This is a genomic window from Bacillus sp. EB106-06-01-XG163 (assembly GCF_058791615.1).
In genome coordinates this window covers 1-17531 of record NZ_JBYTDS010000020.1, presented here as the reverse complement: position 1 = coordinate 17531, position 17531 = coordinate 1, and the positions used below count along the sequence as shown (strand labels likewise).

The window sequence follows — 17531 nt, the reverse complement described above, 5'->3', positions numbered from 1 at the left end:
AAAGATAAAATTTTACATAAATAATGTATAGTGCACAATAAATCTATCATTATCTCAAAATAGTTTTTTGATTAAAATAAAAACTCCCCTGCTGATCAGGAGAGTTTTTATTTAGGTATCCGAATGGTAAGCTGGATGTACTCTTCAAATTCTTCTTCTTCAGTGTTCAGCCTGACGCCGCTGTCTTCTACCATAGACAGTGACTGACGAATCGTATTCATCGCAATTCTTGTATCCCTGCTGAACGCTTTGCGTCTCGGCTTTGGTTTCTGCTTATTCTGTTCAAGCATTTTCACCACTCTGTCTTCCGTCTGCTTAACGTTTAAGCTTTTCTCAATGATTTCCGCAAGCAATGTGACCTGAAACTCCGGCTGTTTGAGCGGAATCAGTGCTCTTGCATGACGTTCCGTAATTTTTTTCTCCATAATCGCATCCTGGACGGGTTCCGGGAGCTTTAACAATCGGAGCTTGTTCGCAATCGTTGACTGGCCTTTTCCTAAGCGCTGCGCCAAGGCTTCCTGTGTTAAATCATGAAGTTCTAACAGCCTTGCGTACGCATGAGCTTCCTCAATGGAGGACAATTCTTCCCTTTGCAGGTTTTCAATCAAAGCGACAGATGCTGTTTCCGTATCAGAAAAATCTTTAATAATTGCGGGAATCTTCTCCCATTCAAGCGTCTGTACCGCTCTCCAGCGCCTTTCACCCGCAATGAGCTCATATTGTCCTTCATCTTCTGTATGTCTGACAACAATCGGCTGAATGATGCCGTGTGTATGGATAGTCATTGCTAACTCTTTGATTTTTTCATCTGAGAAAATGGTGCGTGGCTGAAAACGGTTGGGAACGATAGCATGTACCGGTATTTCGAGTATCTCTTCTTTGTTTGTATCATGCTCAGCTATCTCCGGTTCCTCTTCCTTCTCACCAAACCCGAAGAAACGAGAGAATGAATGCTTCATGTACCTACACCACCTTTAAAAACTGCCATTTTTATAATTCTATTTTCTCATGGTTTTTCCTGCTGTATCTTCATCAATTTTGCAGAAAATATGATGGAATTGTCACATCAGGCTGTCTAAATTACCCTTCAATTGGCGATTTATTTGGAGTACCCGGTTTTCTCGGATATTTTTTCGGAGTGCTTTTCGTCTTGCGAATGATCATGATGTTCCGTTCACTTTCTTCAACAGGAAGTGTAAAGGAATGAACTTGTTCAAGCTCTCCTCCCAATACTTTAATCGCCTTTTGCCCCGCTTTCAGCTCTTCATCAGCTGCTGCTGCTTTTAGTGCCGCAAATACGCCGTTTTTCTTGGCCAGCGGCAGACAAAGCTCACTCAGGACCGACAGACGCGCCACCGCACGGGCCGTCACGAGATCGAAGCTTTCCCGTACGTCTTTCCGTTGTCCGAATGTCTCCGCTCTGTCATGGACAAATGTCGTATGCTCTAATTGTAAAGTATCAGAGAGAGTTTCCAAAAACGTAATCCGCTTATTCAGTGAATCGACGATGGTGACATGCAGATGCGGGAAACAGATTTTGATGGGCAGGCTTGGAAAACCGGCGCCGGCGCCGACATCACAAAGAGTGGTGACCTTTTCAAAATCAATATAAAATGCCGCCGTTATCGAATCATAAAAATGCTTGAGATAAACTTCCTTTTTCTCAGTGATGGATGTCAGATTCATTTTTTCGTTCCATTCCACGAGCATCCGGTAATACAACTCGAATTGCTCCAGCTGGCGGTCAGAAAGGGAAATCCCTTTCTCCGCTAAACTGGATGTAAATTCCTCTATATTCATGCCGTCATCCTTTCTATTCAGCTACCTTGGCAATACGGCCCTGCTCCAGGTATACCAGCAGGATTGAAATGTCTGCCGGATTGACGCCGGAAATACGGGACGCTTGAGCAACTGATAAAGGACGCACTTCTTTCAGCTTTTGACGGGCTTCAGTAGCAATTCCTTTAATGGCGTCATAATCAATCCGATCAGGGATTTTTTTGTTTTCCATTTTCTTCAGCTTTTCCACTTGCTGCAAGGATTTTTCGATATATCCTTCATATTTCACCTGAATTTCCACTTGTTCCGCCACATCTTGCGGAACCGGAGAATCTGCAGGCGCAAGTTTTGTCACTGTTTCATAGTTCATTTCCGGACGTTTCATTAAATCTGTGCCGCGCACTCCGTCTTTCAGCTCGCTTCCGCCGAGTGAACGGATATATTCCTGATTCTCAGGAGACGGCTTGATAATAACAGACCAGAGACGTTTTTTCTCTGCCTCGATCGCCGCTTTTTTCTTCTCAAACGCTTCATAGCGCTCATCAGAAATTAAGCCGATATCGTGGCCGATTTCCGTCAGACGAAGATCCGCGTTGTCGTGACGGAGCAGCAGTCTGTATTCCGCCCGTGAAGTCAGCAGACGGTACGGTTCATTGGTTCCTTTCGTTACCAAATCATCAATCAATACACCGATATAAGCATCGGAACGGCTGAGGATCACTTCTTCTTTTCCAAGCGCTTTGCGGCCTGCGTTGATCCCTGCCATAATTCCTTGCCCGGCTGCTTCCTCATAACCTGATGTACCGTTAATTTGACCGGCCGTGTACAGGTTAGGGATTTTTTTCGTCTCCAGTGTAGGCCAGAGCTGCGTCGGTACAATCGCGTCATACTCAATCGCGTATCCGGCTCTCATCATCTGCACCTTTTCCAGTCCCGGAATGGTCGCCAGCATCCGCTGCTGCACGTCCTCAGGAAGACTCGTGGATAAACCTTGAACGTATACTTCCTGCGTATTTCTGCCTTCCGGCTCAAGGAAAATCTGATGACGCGGTTTATCATTAAACCGAACGACTTTATCTTCAATCGAAGGGCAGTATCTCGGTCCCGTTCCTTTAATCATACCGGAATACATTGGCGAACGATGCAGGTTGCTGTCGATGATCTCATGAGTCTCAGGACTCGTGTAAGTCAGCCAGCAAGGCAGCTGATCGGTAATGTATTCAACCGTTTCATATGAGAAAGCGCGCGGAACCGGGTCCCCCGGCTGGATTTCTGTTTTGCTGTAATCAATGGAATCGCTTGAGACACGAGGAGGCGTGCCCGTTTTAAAACGGACGAGATCAAAACCGAGCTCCTCTAAGTGCTCAGAAAGTTTAATAGACGGCTGCTGGTTATTCGGACCGCTTGAGTAAGACAGATCACCGAGAATGATCCGCCCTCTTAAATACGTTCCGGTTGTCAGCACGACCGTTTTTGCCTTATATTCAGCACCGGTTTGCGTAATGACACCGCGGCACTCCCCGTCTTCAATGATTAAACGCTCGGCAATCCCTTGAAGAAGTGTCAAATTCGGTGTTTTTTCCAGCGTATGCTTCATTTCGTGCTGATATTGGAATTTATCCGCCTGCGCACGCAGCGCCCGTACGGCCGGACCTTTTCCTGTATTCAGCATTCTCATTTGAATATGAGTTTTATCTATATTTCTAGCCATTTCTCCGCCGAGCGCGTCAATTTCGCGGACGACAATCCCTTTCGCGGGGCCGCCGACAGACGGATTACATGGCATAAACGCAACCATATCAAGATTGATCGTCAAAACAAGCGTTTTGGCTCCCTGGCGCGCGGATGCGAGGGCAGCCTCAACACCGGCATGCCCGGCGCCGATGACAATCACGTCGTATTGGCCTGCTTCATACCCCATGGTTTTTTCCTCCCTTTTATTTACCTAAACAAAATTGTGAAAAGAGCTGATCAATTAAGCTTTCGTGGACGGCATCACCGATGATTTCGCCCAGCAGCTCCCAGCACCTTGTCAAATCAATTTGCACCATATCAATCGGAACATCCTGTTCAATTCCGTTCAGCGCATCATCAATCGCTTGCTTTGCCTGATGCAGAATCGAGATATGACGGGTGTTGCTGACATAGGTGAGATCTCCGCTTTCGATCGCTCCTGTATAAAATAGCGACTGAATCGCTTCCTCTAAATCTTGAATGCCTTCTTCTTTCAGCAATGAGGTCGTGACGACAGGCCGGCCTTTCGCCAGTTCCTTGACGCGCTCAGCGTCAATCTTAGCCTCAAGGTCCGTCTTATTCATAATGACAATGACATCCATTCCCTCAACCGCTTCAAACAATTTCACATCTTCTTCAGAAAGCTCTTCGCTGTGGTTAAGCACAAGCAAAATGAGATCCGCTTCCTTCAGAACCTGCCGTGACCGTTCCACACCGATTCTTTCGACGATGTCTTCTGTCTCACGGATTCCGGCGGTATCGACAAGCCGAAGCGGCACGCCTCGGACATTGACATATTCCTCAATCACATCACGCGTCGTTCCCGGAATATCGGTTACGATCGCCTTCGTTTCATGGACAAGGCTGTTAAGCAGAGAGGATTTTCCGACGTTCGGACGGCCGATGATCACGGTAGACAGTCCCTCACGCAAAATTTTTCCCTGCTCAGACGTACGGAGCAGCGCCTCGATTTCTTTCTTCACGCCGCTTGCCTTCTCCACTAAAAGCTGATGCGTCATTTCTTCGACGTCATCATATTCCGGATAATCTATATTAACCTCAACATGGGCAAGTGTTTCTAACAACTCATCACGCAGACGGCGGACAAGCGCGGAAAGCCGTCCTTCCATCTGGTTCATGGCGACATTCATGGCACGGTCCGTTTTGGCCCTGATCAGATCCATCACCGCTTCTGCCTGTGATAGGTCAATCCGTCCGTTTAAAAATGCGCGCTTCGTAAACTCACCGGGTTCTGCCAGTCTCGCACCTTCTCTTAAAGCAAGCTGGAGCACCTGATTAACCGTCACAATACCCCCGTGACAGTTGATTTCAATGACATCTTCCCTTGTGAATGTTCTGGGCGCTCTTAAAACAGACACCATGACTTCCTCAATAATCCGTCCCGTCGTGCTGTCCGCGATATGCCCGTAATGAATGGTATGCGATTCTGCCGAACTGAGCGTTTTGCCTTTCGGACCCTTGTACATTTTGTCGGCGATCTTTACGGCTTCCGGGCCGCTCAGCCGAACGATCGCGATCGCGCCTTCACCCATCGGAGTTGAAATCGCTGCAATTGTATCCATGCTGTTCACCTCTCTTTATCTCTGTTTCCATCTATATAAAAAATTTTATTTACGCCAAAATTAAAAGATAACATAGTTTGGTTTGAAGTGGAAGATACGTTATCCACAAAGGCAGAAATTCATCCCTTATTACTTTAACTTATCCACATGTGAATAACAATTAATTTTATTTCCTAAAACCTTTTTTATCAACAGCATAGACCGAAAAAGAAAAAACTTAAACGCGAAAAGTGCGATTCTGCTTAGGAATAGAGCCATTTTTACCAATAAAAAAACCGAAGTTCCGATTTTACCCGGACTTCGGTTTTCTGCTATCTTTATGGGAAATAACGAGATGGCGGTATCGGCCTTCACCGGTAGAAAACGTTTTGATATTTGGATGCTTTGACAGCGCGTCATGGATGATTTTTCTTTCACCTGACGGCATCGGTTCTAAATGCACATCTTTTTTCGTTTTCGACACTTGCTTGGCCAGCCTGTTTGCCAGCTGCTCCAGAATTTCTCTTCTTTTCCGCCGATAATTCTCAGCGTCGACAACGGCTTGGCGATACTGGCCGGAGCCGCGGTTCAAAACAAGCTGCGTCAATGTTTCCAGGGCATTGAGTGTTTGTCCTCTTTTGCCAATAAGCAGCGCCGCTTTTTCACCTTTAATGTGAAAACAGACTGTTTTCTTGTTTTCTTCCGTAACAATCTCAGAAGGTCCGGCAATGGAATGGATGATTTCTTCCAAATACACTTTCGCTTCATGAACAGGATTTTTTTTCTCTTCCAGTTCTACGATCGCATTCTTTTTTCCGAAAATACCCAAAAACCCTTTGTATTCTTCTTGCACCACCGTTATTTCTACTTGATCTTTCGTCAGTTGAAGTTCCTGAAGGCCTGATTGAACTGCTTCTTCGACATTCCGTCCCGCAGCAGTCACCTTCTTCACTTTTTCTTTCCTCCCGCTTTCTGCGTTTCCGGATCGTGTTTAATGTCAGGTCCTTTAATAAGGAATGTCTGAGCAATCATAAACAGGTTTCCGACTACCCAATACAGAGAAAGCGCGCTCGGGAAGTTGATCGCAAATACGATGATCATGATCGGCATAATCCATACCATCATTGCCATTTGAGGATTCTGAGTCGGATTTCCGGCCATCATCAGCTTCTGCTGGACAAAAGTGGCCACACCGGCAACGATAGGAAGAATATAGTAAGGATCCTTCTCTCCTAAATCAAACCATAAAAAGCTGTGCTGTGATATGGCTTGCGTACGCATAATGGCGTGGTAGAATCCGATCAAAATCGGCATTTGAATCAGGATCGGGAAACATCCCGCCAGCGGGTTTACCCCGTGCTTTGAAAACAGGGCCATCGTTTCCTGCTGAAGCTTCTGCTGCGTTTTTTGATCTTTAGAGCTGTATTTTTCTCTGAGCTTCTGCATTTCAGGCTGCAGCGCCTGCATCGCTTTTGAGCTTCGAAGCTGCTTGATCATCAGCGGCAGAATCAGCAGACGAATTAAAATCGTAACGATGATGATCGATAAACCATAGTTATCGCCCGTCAGTTTCGCTACGTACGTAATGACTTCTGACAATGGATACACAACATATTTGTCCCAGAAATGCGGACTATTCGCCGTAATCGGCTCTTTCACACTCGAGCACCCGGCCAGCAGCACGAGCATACCGACCATACTCAGTAGTAACCATATTCTCCTTTTCAAGAACGTTTCCTCCTATACCAATCTTTATGAACCTTGTATGTATTTTAGCATCTTTCAGTTTCAAATGGCGTTCATTTTTCGCCAAATAAAAGGAAGCGCTTTTAAAAACGTGAAGAAAACAAAATATGAGCTATTTTGACGAAGATTTCTTATATAATGAGGTTTTTCTGAATAAGTGCTGCAGACTCTTTTTCGTTTCTTCAAAACTGAGGTCGCCGGCGGGTTTTCTTGCGATAATAATAAAATCTTTCGGCTTGAGCAGCTCTTTTTCCTCCTGAACAGCCTGTCTGATTAACCGCTTCACCCGATTGCGCACGACGGCATTGCCGATTTTTTTACTGACAGAAAGCCCTACCCGGAGCTCTTCCTGTTTCGGCTGATCAAGCGTATACAGCACGAACTGGCGGTTTGCCATAGACGTTCCGCGTTTAAACACTTTTTGAAAATCTTCATTTTTCTTTAACCGATTTCGCTTCTTCACTTTAATTCACTCCGATATTCACTCGCAGAAACTTTTATTTCTATCTAAAAAAAACGGGCCGCCGGAATACTGAAGAAATTTCTCCAGTACCGGGCGACGCATGACATCTCACTCTCTTAATGTGAAAAAAGACCACTGACATTATTCAGTGGCCTAAGCTGATAATACTTTTCTGCCTTTGCGGCGACGGCGTGCTAATACTAGACGACCGTTTTTTGAACTCATACGGCTTCTGAAGCCATGAACTTTACTGCGTTTACGGTTATTCGGTTGGAATGTTCTTTTCATTTATGACACCTCCCTCGAGGAATAGCTGTTAAAGACAGTCTTACTTATTATATTTGTGCTGCCTATTCATTGTCAACTTCAGCAGTGCTTTTATTTCTTACAACCATAATAGGATAACATACCTTAACCAGTTTAGAAACCTTATTTTTCATATTCCTTTTTTTAACGCAAAAAAAAAAGCCGCGCTCCCCCGAAAAAACGACATGTGGATAGTTTTTTGGCCTTTTTTTAATATCCACAGCCGTTATCGACAACATTTTCACATTGCTAACCCCTGTGGACAAAGATTTTTCAACAAGTTGTCAGGTTTGTGGATAAGATTACGAGAACCATTGCAAGTCCTCGCTTAATTTGATATTATATTTGTGTTTTAACTCTTAATTACTTATCCAGCCCATTCTCTTTATCCACAAACTGTGGATAAGTTGTGGATTGTTTTCACACAGCTTGTGTAGATTGTTGTCCACAACTTGTGGAATTTGTCGAAAAGCTGTTTTTCTACTATACTATATGTTTTCAACATTTCGTGTGTACGAATGGTCAGAGCCATATGCTCTTTTTTTGTGTTCTATAACAGGGAAAGGGCGCTGATTTTTAAAGAAAAGGAGGGCTGTGCCGGATAATGGAGAATATATTGGATCTTTGGAATCAAGCTCTAGCTCAAATTGAGAAAAAGCTAAGCAAACCGAGTTTCGAAACTTGGATGAAGTCGACGAAAGCCCATTCGCTGCAAGGGGATACCTTAACCATCACCGCTCCCAATGAATTTGCCAGAGACTGGCTGGAGTCCAGGTACTTACATCTCATTGCAGATACCATATACGAATTAACCGGGGAAGAATTGAGCGTCAAATTTGTCATTCCTCAAAATCAGGACGAAGAAAACTTTTTACCGAAACCGCAAGTGAAAAAAGCGGCAAAAGAGGAACCGTCTGATTTTCCCCAAAGCATGCTCAACCCGAAATATACATTCGACACATTCGTCATCGGATCGGGAAACCGATTCGCCCATGCAGCATCACTGGCTGTGGCGGAAGCACCCGCTAAAGCGTACAACCCTTTATTTATATACGGGGGAGTCGGCTTAGGAAAAACCCACTTAATGCACGCGATCGGCCATTATGTCATTGATCATAATCCTTCAGCCAAAGTGGTGTACCTGTCTTCTGAAAAATTCACAAATGAATTCATCAACTCAATCCGCGATAATAAAGCCGTTGATTTCCGCAACCGCTACCGGAACGTTGATGTACTTTTGATAGATGATATTCAATTTTTAGCCGGAAAAGAACAAACACAGGAAGAGTTTTTCCATACATTCAACACGCTTCATGAAGAAAGCAAACAAATCGTGATTTCCAGCGACAGACCGCCGAAAGAGATCCCAACCCTTGAAGACCGCCTGCGTTCGCGGTTCGAATGGGGATTGATTACGGATATCACACCGCCGGATCTGGAAACGCGGATTGCCATCCTGAGAAAAAAAGCGAAGGCGGAAGGTCTTGATATTCCGAACGAGGTCATGCTTTACATCGCGAATCAGATTGACAGCAACATCCGCGAACTGGAAGGGGCATTAATCCGGGTTGTCGCCTATTCATCCTTAATCAATAAAGACATTAACGCAGACCTGGCTGCAGAAGCATTGAAAGATATTATTCCGTCTTCTAAGCCGAAGGTCATTACGATAAAAGAGATTCAGCGGATTGTCGGACAGCAGTTCAACATTAAGCTTGAAGATTTCAAAGCGAAAAAGCGCACGAAATCCGTGGCGTTCCCAAGACAAATTGCGATGTATCTTTCAAGAGAAATGACGGATTCTTCTTTGCCTAAAATCGGGGAAGAATTTGGCGGCAGAGACCATACAACCGTCATTCACGCCCATGAAAAGATTTCAAAACTGCTGATTGATGACGAGCAGCTTCAGCAGCAGGTGAAAGAAATAAAAGAACTGCTTAAATAATAGTGCCCTCGGATGAATCGGGGAAAGTGTGAATAACTTTTTCATAGCCATACACAGTCTGTCCACATGTGGATAGGCTGTGTTTCCTGTCTTTTTCACAACTTATCCACAAATCCACAGGCCCTACTATTACTACTGCTATTTTTAAAATATATTAATTATATTATCCGTTAGGAGGATAAACATGAAATTTACGATTCAAAAAGATCGTTTAGTCGAAAGTGTACAAGACGTTCTAAAAGCCGTTTCATCCAGAACCACAATTCCCATTCTCACCGGTATTAAGATCGTCGCCTCAGATGAAGGAGTATCTTTCACAGGAAGTGACTCTGATATTTCAATCGAGTCATTCATTCCGAAAGAAGAAGATGATAAAGAAATCGTGACGATCGATCAGCCGGGAAGTATCGTGCTGCAAGCCCGTTTCTTCAGCGAAATCGTTAAAAAACTTCCGATGGCGACTGTTGAAATCGAAGTTCAAAATCAATATTTAACGATTATCCGTTCCGGAAAAGCCGAATTTAATTTAAACGGCCTTGATGCAGATGAATATCCGCATCTGCCGCAAATCGAAGAGCATCACGCCATTCAGATTCCGACGGATCTTTTGAAAAACCTGATTCGCCAAACCGTGTTCGCTGTGTCCGCCTCAGAAACACGCCCTATCTTGACAGGTGTAAACTGGAAAGTCGAAAACGGTGAATTATTATGCACTGCCACGGATAGCCACCGACTCGCTTTAAGAAAGGCGAAGCTTGATATTCCGGAAGACAGCTCTTATAACGTGGTCATTCCTGGGAAAAGCTTAACCGAGCTGAGCAAAATTCTTGATGACAACCAAGAACTGGTTGATATCGTCATTACAGAAACCCAAGTTCTGTTCAAAGCGAAAAACGTATTGTTCTTCTCAAGATTGCTTGACGGAAACTATCCGGACACGACCAGCTTAATTCCGCAGGAAAGCAAAACGGAAATCGTCGTGAACACGAAGGAATTTTTACAGGCGATAGACCGTGCTTCTTTATTGGCGAGAGAAGGCCGCAACAACGTTGTAAAGCTTTCTGCCAAACCGGCGGATTCGCTGGAGATTTCATCAAATTCTCCGGAAATCGGGAAAGTGGTCGAAGCTGTGCTGGCTGACCAGATTGACGGCGAGGAATTAAATATTTCATTCAGTCCAAAATATATGATGGACGCACTGAAAGTACTTGAAGGAGCGGACATCCGTATCAGTTTTACGGGAGCGATGAGACCGTTTCTTATCCGTACGCCGAATGATGAAACCATCGTTCAGCTCATCCTTCCGGTCAGAACGTATTAATCAAACAGAATGTGCTGCCGGCTTAGTTCGGCAGCTTTTCTATTCATCAGCCGCTCCCTCAAGTTTTCCCTTTCCTTATTTCAGGATTTTTTAGTACAATTAGATATTAGTGATATTTGAAAGAGGTCGATATTATGGCAAATCCGATTTCGATTGATACAGAAATGATTACGCTTGGCCAGTTTTTAAAATTAGCCGATGTGATTCAGTCCGGCGGCATGGCGAAGTGGTTTCTGAGCGAGCATGAGGTGACTGTCAACAATGAACCTGACAATCGCCGCGGCAGAAAGCTTTACGTTGGAGACGTGGTCGCGATTGAAGGATTTGGTTCATTTCAAGTCGTCAATTAAAGCGGGTGACAGCGGTTGTATATCCAAAATTTAGAATTAACATCCTACCGTAATTATGAGCGCGCTGAGCTTCAATTCGAAAACAAGGTGAATGTGATCATCGGGGAAAATGCCCAAGGCAAAACCAATCTGATGGAAGCCATCTATGTCCTTTCGATGGCAAAATCACACCGCACCTCAAATGACAAAGAACTTATACGGTGGGACGAAGACTATGCTAAAATAGAAGGAAGAGTGATGAAGCGAAACGGGGACATCCCGATGCAGCTTGTCATCTCCAAAAAAGGTAAAAAGGGCAAGGTCAATCATATAGAGCAGCAAAAACTCAGTCAGTATGTCGGAGCGCTGAACACCATTATGTTTGCCCCTGAGGATTTAAATCTCGTCAAAGGAAGCCCCCAGGTGAGGAGGAGATTTCTCGATATGGAGATCGGGCAGGTTTCTGCCGTTTATCTGTATGATTTATCTCTTTATCAAAAAATCCTTTCACAGCGGAATCATTTTCTGAAACAGCTGCAAAGCCGGAAACAGACTGACCGGACCATGCTTGACGTTCTCACTGATCAGCTGATTGAAGCAGCCGCAAAAGTTGTCGCCAAACGTCTGCAGTTTACGGCGCAGCTTGAAAAATGGGCGCAGCCGATCCATTCCGGCATTTCCCGGGGACTTGAAGAACTGACGCTTAAGTACCACACGGCGCTTGATGTATCAGATCCCAAAGATTTGTCGAAAATAGGTAACAGCTACCAGGAGTCTTTTTCGAAATTAAAAGAAAAAGAAATAGAACGAGGCGTCACATTATTCGGACCGCATCGGGATGATGTCCTTTTTTATGTGAACGGACGCGATGTGCAGACGTACGGTTCGCAGGGACAGCAGCGTACGACGGCTTTGTCTTTGAAGCTGGCCGAAATAGATTTGATTCATGAAGAAATCGGAGAATACCCCATTTTACTTTTGGATGATGTACTAAGCGAGCTGGATGATTACCGACAGTCCCATTTGCTTCATACGATCCAAGGCCGTGTGCAGACATTTGTCACCACGACAAGCGTGGATGGCATTGACCACGATACCTTACATCAAGCAGGAATGTTCCGTGTGGAAAACGGTACGTTAGTGAAGTGAAGAAATGAGGTGAGCGATTGTATATTCATTTAGGTGACGACTTTGTCGTTTCAACACGCGATATCGTCGGCATTTTTGACTGCAAGGTCAATGTATCGCCGATCGTTGAAGAATTTCTGGACAGACAGAAAGAAAAAGTAGTGCCGTCCGTAAACGGCACGCCAAAGTCTATCGTAGTCACGACTGAGAATATATATTACTCTCCCTTATCTTCCGGCACACTGAAGAAACGTGCGCAATTTATGTTAGAAATAGATTCTTAGCGGATCTTTACAATGAATATATCGTTTAAGAAAAGTGTAGGTGAATGTGCATGGCTATGGAACAGCAGCAAAATAGTTATGATGAGAATCAGATACAGGTATTAGAAGGTTTGGAAGCTGTTCGAAAGAGACCGGGGATGTACATCGGATCAACTAACAGCAAAGGCCTTCACCACTTGGTGTGGGAAATCGTCGACAACAGTATTGACGAAGCCCTGGCCGGTTATTGTACAGATATTAACATCGAGATTGAAAAAGATAACAGCATTACCGTTAAGGACAACGGGCGCGGAATTCCGGTCGGTATCCAGGAGAAGATGGGCCGCCCTGCGGTTGAAGTCATCATGACCGTTCTCCACGCCGGCGGTAAATTTGACGGAAGCGGATATAAAGTATCCGGCGGTCTTCACGGTGTAGGGGCATCTGTCGTAAACGCCTTGTCGACCACTCTTGACGTTACGGTTCATCGTGACGGAAAAATCCACTATCAGGCGTACGAGCGCGGTGTACCTGTGGCCGATCTTGAAGTGATCGGTGATACTGATAAGACCGGAACGATTACGCACTTCGTTCCGGATCCGGAAATCTTCAAAGAAACAACCGTATACGACTATGATCTGCTTTCAAACCGTGTCCGGGAATTGGCCTTCCTGACAAAAGGCGTAAACATCACGATTGAAGACAAACGTGAAGGACAAGAACGGAAAAACGAGTACCACTACGAAGGCGGAATCAAAAGCTATGTTGAGTACTTAAACCGTTCCAAAGAAGTCGTTCATGAAGAGCCGATTTATATCGAAGGCGAGAAAGACGGCATAACGGTTGAAGTTGCATTGCAATACAACGACAGCTATACAAGCAATATTTATTCTTTCACGAATAATATCAACACATACGAAGGCGGGACGCACGAAGCCGGATTTAAAACCGGTCTGACCCGTGTCATAAACGACTATGCAAGAAGAAAAGGGATTTTCAAAGAAAATGATCCGAATTTAAGCGGGGATGATGTGAGAGAAGGGCTGACTGCCATTATTTCAATTAAGCACCCTGATCCGCAATTCGAAGGGCAGACGAAAACCAAGCTCGGCAACTCCGAAGCGAGAACGATCACTGATACGCTGTTTTCTTCTGCGCTGGAAACATTCCTTCTTGAAAATCCGGACTCAGCCCGCAAAATCGTTGAAAAAGGTTTAATGGCCGCAAGAGCGCGGATGGCAGCGAAAAAAGCACGGGAATTGACCCGGCGCAAAAGTGCGCTTGAGATTTCCAATCTGCCGGGCAAACTGGCGGACTGTTCTTCTAAAGATCCGAGCATTTCCGAGCTGTATATCGTAGAGGGTGACTCTGCGGGCGGATCAGCGAAACAAGGACGGGACCGTCATTTCCAAGCTATTCTGCCGCTGCGCGGTAAGATTCTGAACGTTGAGAAAGCCAGACTTGATAAGATCCTCTCAAACAATGAGGTCAGATCAATGATCACGGCTCTCGGAACAGGAATCGGAGAAGATTTTAATCTTGAAAAAGCGCGTTATCATAAAGTGGTCATCATGACGGATGCCGATGTTGACGGCGCCCACATCAGAACGCTTTTATTAACGTTCTTCTACAGATACATGCGGGAAATCATCGAAAACGGCTATGTCTACATTGCCCAGCCGCCGCTTTATAAAGTGCAGCAGGGAAAACGGGTGGAATACGCTTATAACGATAAGCAGCTTGATGAGCTGTTAAAAGAGCTTCCGCAATCACCTAAGCCCGGCCTCCAGCGTTATAAAGGTCTTGGAGAAATGAACGCGACTCAGCTTTGGGAAACGACAATGGACCCTGCGACCAGAACGCTTCTGCAAGTCAATCTTGAAGATGCAATGGACGCTGACGAGACTTTTGAAATGCTGATGGGTGACAAAGTAGAACCGCGGAGAAACTTCATAGAAGCAAACGCCAGATACGTGAAAAATCTTGATATTTAACCAAGAAAGCCTTATTTTCGTTAAGAAATAAGGCTTTTTTCTCAAAGCGGCTTCTAAAGCCTCTGAAAACCCGCAAAACCCGTATATTCTACTAAATTAATGTGTATAAACACAAGTTTATTGATATAATGGAGAATAGTGAAATCGTATTGAAGATCATAATGGACAATCTACTCCCACATTATTTCATGTGATACTTCAGGGAGGTTTTTTTAATGAGTGAACAAAACACACCACAAGTACGTGAAGTCAATATCAGTCAGGAAATGCGGACATCCTTCCTGGACTATGCAATGAGCGTTATCGTCTCCCGGGCGCTTCCGGATGTGCGTGACGGTCTGAAGCCGGTTCACAGGCGGATTTTGTACGCAATGAATGATTTAGGCATGACCAGTGACAAACCATATAAAAAATCTGCCCGTATCGTCGGTGAAGTTATCGGTAAGTACCACCCGCACGGTGACTCAGCGGTTTACGAATCAATGGTCAGAATGGCGCAGGATTTTAACTACCGCTACATGCTTGTTGACGGACACGGCAACTTCGGTTCGGTTGACGGCGACTCAGCGGCCGCGATGCGTTACACAGAAGCGAGAATGTCAAAAATCGCAATGGAAATCCTCCGGGACATTACGAAAGATACGATTGATTATCAAGATAACTATGACGGCGCAGAAAGAGAACCTGTCGTCATGCCTTCGAGATTTCCGAATCTGCTCGTCAACGGAGCTGCCGGTATTGCGGTCGGAATGGCGACAAATATTCCTCCGCATCAGCTTGGGGAAGTCATTGAAGGCGTGCTTGCCGTAAGTGAGAATCCTGAGATTACAAACCAGGAGCTGATGGAATACATCCCGGGCCCGGATTTTCCGACTGCAGGTCAGATTTTAGGCCGGAGCGGCATCCGCAAGGCATATGAATCCGGACGGGGATCCATTACGATCCGGGCTAAGGCTGAAATCGAAGAGACATCATCGGGAAAAGAAAGAATTATTGTCACGGAACTTCCTTATCAGGTGAACAAAGCGAGATTAATTGAAAAAATCGCAGATCTTGTCCGGGACAAAAAAATCGAAGGAATTACGGATCTGCGTGACGAATCCGACCGTAACGGAATGAGAATCGTCATTGAGATTCGCCGTGACGCCAATGCTCACGTCATTTTGAATAACCTGTACAAACAAACGGCCCTGCAGACGTCTTTCGGAATCAACCTGCTGGCGCTCGTTGACGGACAGCCGAAGGTACTAAGCCTGAAACAATGTCTGGAGCATTATCTTGATCACCAAAAGGTTGTGATCCGGCGCAGAACGGCTTACGAACTCCGCAAAGCGGAAGCGAGAGCTCACATTCTGGAAGGTTTAAGAATTGCTCTCGATCATTTAGATGCCGTTATTTCTCTTATCCGCAATTCCCAGACGGCTGAAATTGCGAGAACAGGTTTGATCGAACAATTCTCACTGACTGAAAAACAAGCGCAAGCCATTCTGGATATGCGCCTTCAGCGATTAACCGGTCTGGAGCGCGAAAAGATTGAAGAGGAATATCAATCACTTGTTGCGCTTATCGCCGAGCTGAAAGATATTTTAGCCAATGAAGCAAGAGTTCTTGAGATCATTCGTGAAGAGCTCAATGAAATCAAAGAGCGTTTCAATGATGAGAGACGCACTGAAATCGTGACGTCCGGTCTTGAAACAATTGAAGATGAAGATCTTATCGAGAGAGAAAATATCGTCATCACACTGACCCATAACGGCTATGTTAAACGTCTCCCGGCGTCCACATACCGCAGCCAAAAACGGGGCGGAAAAGGCGTACAGGGAATGGGAACGAATGAAGATGACTTTGTGGAACACTTAATTTCCACATCAACGCACGATACGATCCTGTTCTTCTCTAATAAAGGGAAGGTATACCGTTCTAAAGGATATGAAATCCCTGAATACGGCCGTACGGCAAAAGGCATTCCGATTATTAACCTTCTGGAGGTTGAAAAAGGCGAATGGATTAATGCTATTATTCCGGTCAGCACGTTTGATGAGGAGCAATACCTCTTCTTTACGACCAAACAAGGGGTGTCGAAACGTACGGCACTGTCCCAGTTTGCGAATATACGGAATAACGGGCTGATCGCCCTAGGTCTCCGGGAAGACGATGAACTGATGGCCGTCCGCCTGACTGACGGCAAGAAACAAATCATCATCGGAACGAAGAACGGTTTGCTGATCCGTTTCCCTGAAGCAGATGTAAGACAAATGGGACGCACAGCTGCGGGTGTTAAAGGCATCACGCTGACAGACGATGATGTCGTGGTAGGCATGGAGATTCTTGAAGAAGACTCCCATGTCCTCATAGTGACAGAAAACGGCTACGGCAAACGCACACCGGCTTCAGAATACAGAGTTCAAAGCAGGGGCGGAAAAGGCCTTAAAACATGTAAAATCACTGACAGCAACGGTCCGTTAGTAACCGTGAAAGCAACAAAAGGCGAAGAGGACTTAATGATTATTACGGCAAGCGGCGTGTTAATCAGAATGGATATTAATGATATTTCCACTACGGGACGCGTAACACAAGGCGTCCGTCTGATCCGCATGTCTGATCAAGAGCATGTAGCCACTGTGGCGCTTGTGGAAAAGAATGAAGAAGAGCCGGAAGAAACGGAAGAAGTATAAACGTAGAAGCGCAGCTGTAGCAGGCTGCGCTTTTACTATATAAAGAAATGAAAAAAAGCTTTGACACATAGTGATGATGCTGATATAATCATTTTTGTTGTCTTTTTAATAGAAAGGCAAGCCTAGCGAAAATATTTTTTTAAAAAGTATTGACCTAGCAAACTGAAAATGTTATGATTAAGAGGTCGCTTCGAGAGAAGCAACAAAGTTCTTTGAAAACTAAACAAGACAAAACGTACCTGTTAATTCAAAGTTTTAAATAAATCGCACAGCGATGTGCGTAGTC

General features: G+C 45.0%; 15 protein-coding genes. 7 read left to right on the top strand and 8 right to left on the bottom strand.

Annotated elements, in window-relative coordinates; all coding sequences use genetic code 11:
• Positions 1-107 precede the first annotated feature (107 nt).
• The 8 genes from noc to rpmH all read right to left on the bottom strand — a co-directional run bounded on the left by noc (position 108) and on the right by rpmH (position 7572).
• Complete coding sequence (gene noc, locus AC3WTF_RS18190; protein WP_007409900.1) at positions 108-959, bottom strand: nucleoid occlusion protein; 852 nt, start codon at positions 957-959, stop codon at positions 108-110.
• Between the two features lie 121 nt (positions 960-1080).
• The gene (rsmG, locus tag AC3WTF_RS18185) at positions 1081-1800 is read right to left on the bottom strand and encodes a 16S rRNA (guanine(527)-N(7))-methyltransferase RsmG (protein ID WP_076851331.1); all 720 of its coding nucleotides are present in this window, start codon (positions 1798-1800) and stop codon (positions 1081-1083) included.
• Positions 1801-1813: 13 nt separating this feature from the next.
• Positions 1814-3700 carry a tRNA uridine-5-carboxymethylaminomethyl(34) synthesis enzyme MnmG gene (gene mnmG / locus AC3WTF_RS18180; RefSeq protein WP_007615086.1) on the bottom strand — a complete coding sequence of 629 codons (1887 nt, stop codon included), beginning with the start codon at positions 3698-3700 and terminating at the stop codon, positions 1814-1816.
• 16 nt (positions 3701-3716) lie between these two features.
• Positions 3717-5096 (bottom strand): tRNA uridine-5-carboxymethylaminomethyl(34) synthesis GTPase MnmE, encoded by a 1380-nt coding sequence (mnmE, locus tag AC3WTF_RS18175; protein ID WP_007409903.1) that lies wholly within the window; start codon positions 5094-5096, stop codon positions 3717-3719.
• A 289-nt stretch (positions 5097-5385) separates the two neighbouring features.
• Complete coding sequence (jag, locus tag AC3WTF_RS18170; protein WP_015418654.1) at positions 5386-6027, bottom strand: RNA-binding cell elongation regulator Jag/EloR; 642 nt, start codon at positions 6025-6027, stop codon at positions 5386-5388.
• Positions 6024-6773 carry a YidC family membrane integrase SpoIIIJ gene (spoIIIJ, locus tag AC3WTF_RS18165; RefSeq protein WP_007409906.1) on the bottom strand — a complete coding sequence of 250 codons (750 nt, stop codon included), beginning with the start codon at positions 6771-6773 and terminating at the stop codon, positions 6024-6026. Before spoIIIJ ends, jag begins: the two co-directional genes overlap by 4 nt.
• A gap of 160 nt (positions 6774-6933) precedes the next feature.
• The gene (gene rnpA / locus AC3WTF_RS18160; RefSeq protein ID WP_004392944.1) at positions 6934-7284 is read right to left on the bottom strand and encodes a ribonuclease P protein component; all 351 of its coding nucleotides are present in this window, start codon (positions 7282-7284) and stop codon (positions 6934-6936) included.
• A 153-nt stretch (positions 7285-7437) separates the two neighbouring features.
• Positions 7438-7572, bottom strand: a complete 135-nt coding sequence (gene rpmH / locus AC3WTF_RS18155; protein WP_003178075.1) for a 50S ribosomal protein L34 — start codon at positions 7570-7572, stop codon at positions 7438-7440.
• 622 nt (positions 7573-8194) lie between these two features.
• On the opposite strand from rpmH, the gene dnaA reads away from it, so the two are divergent.
• The 7 genes from dnaA (at position 8195) to gyrA (ending at position 17245) form a co-directional block, all read left to right on the top strand.
• Positions 8195-9535 (top strand): chromosomal replication initiator protein DnaA, encoded by a 1341-nt coding sequence (dnaA, locus tag AC3WTF_RS18150; RefSeq protein WP_007409908.1) that lies wholly within the window; start codon positions 8195-8197, stop codon positions 9533-9535.
• Positions 9536-9719: 184 nt separating this feature from the next.
• Positions 9720-10856: a DNA polymerase III subunit beta gene (gene dnaN, locus AC3WTF_RS18145; protein ID WP_014416704.1), complete on the top strand. Its 1137-nt coding sequence runs from the start codon at positions 9720-9722 to the stop codon at positions 10854-10856.
• Positions 10857-10990: 134 nt separating this feature from the next.
• Complete coding sequence (gene rlbA / locus AC3WTF_RS18140) at positions 10991-11206, top strand: ribosome maturation protein RlbA (protein ID WP_004392910.1); 216 nt, start codon at positions 10991-10993, stop codon at positions 11204-11206.
• A 15-nt stretch (positions 11207-11221) separates the two neighbouring features.
• A complete protein-coding gene (recF, locus tag AC3WTF_RS18135; RefSeq protein ID WP_007409910.1) occupies positions 11222-12334 on the top strand; it encodes a DNA replication/repair protein RecF in 1113 nt (370 codons plus the stop codon).
• 17 nt (positions 12335-12351) lie between these two features.
• Entirely contained in the window at positions 12352-12597 is a 246-nt protein-coding gene (gene remB, locus AC3WTF_RS18130) for an extracellular matrix regulator RemB (RefSeq protein WP_004392908.1), read from the top strand.
• Between the two features lie 56 nt (positions 12598-12653).
• Complete coding sequence (gene gyrB / locus AC3WTF_RS18125) at positions 12654-14570, top strand: DNA topoisomerase (ATP-hydrolyzing) subunit B (protein WP_014720600.1); 1917 nt, start codon at positions 12654-12656, stop codon at positions 14568-14570.
• A 215-nt stretch (positions 14571-14785) separates the two neighbouring features.
• Positions 14786-17245: a DNA gyrase subunit A gene (gene gyrA, locus AC3WTF_RS18120; RefSeq protein WP_015239009.1), complete on the top strand. Its 2460-nt coding sequence runs from the start codon at positions 14786-14788 to the stop codon at positions 17243-17245.
• The last annotated feature ends 286 nt before the right edge of the window (positions 17246-17531 follow it).

Bases quoted from the DNA above. Each gene is read 5' to 3' on its own strand.
- rsmG (WP_076851331.1), bottom strand. From the start codon at position 1,800: ATGAATATAGAGGAATTTACATCCAGTTTAGCGGAGAAAGGGATTTCC.
- spoIIIJ (WP_007409906.1), bottom strand. From the start codon at position 6,773: ATGGTCGGTATGCTCGTGCTGCTGGCCGGGTGCTCGAGTGTGAAAGAG.
- gyrB (WP_014720600.1), top strand. From the start codon at position 12,654: ATGGAACAGCAGCAAAATAGTTATGATGAGAATCAGATACAGGTATTA.
- gyrA (WP_015239009.1), top strand. From the start codon at position 14,786: ATGAGTGAACAAAACACACCACAAGTACGTGAAGTCAATATCAGTCAG.
- mnmE (WP_007409903.1), bottom strand. From the start codon at position 5,096: ATGGATACAATTGCAGCGATTTCAACTCCGATGGGTGAAGGCGCGATC.
- dnaA (WP_007409908.1), top strand. From the start codon at position 8,195: ATGGAGAATATATTGGATCTTTGGAATCAAGCTCTAGCTCAAATTGAG.
- mnmG (WP_007615086.1), bottom strand. From the start codon at position 3,700: ATGGGGTATGAAGCAGGCCAATACGACGTGATTGTCATCGGCGCCGGG.
- noc (WP_007409900.1), bottom strand. From the start codon at position 959: ATGAAGCATTCATTCTCTCGTTTCTTCGGGTTTGGTGAGAAGGAAGAG.
- rpmH (WP_003178075.1), bottom strand. From the start codon at position 7,572: ATGAAAAGAACATTCCAACCGAATAACCGTAAACGCAGTAAAGTTCAT.
- dnaN (WP_014416704.1), top strand. From the start codon at position 9,720: ATGAAATTTACGATTCAAAAAGATCGTTTAGTCGAAAGTGTACAAGAC.
- rlbA (WP_004392910.1), top strand. From the start codon at position 10,991: ATGGCAAATCCGATTTCGATTGATACAGAAATGATTACGCTTGGCCAG.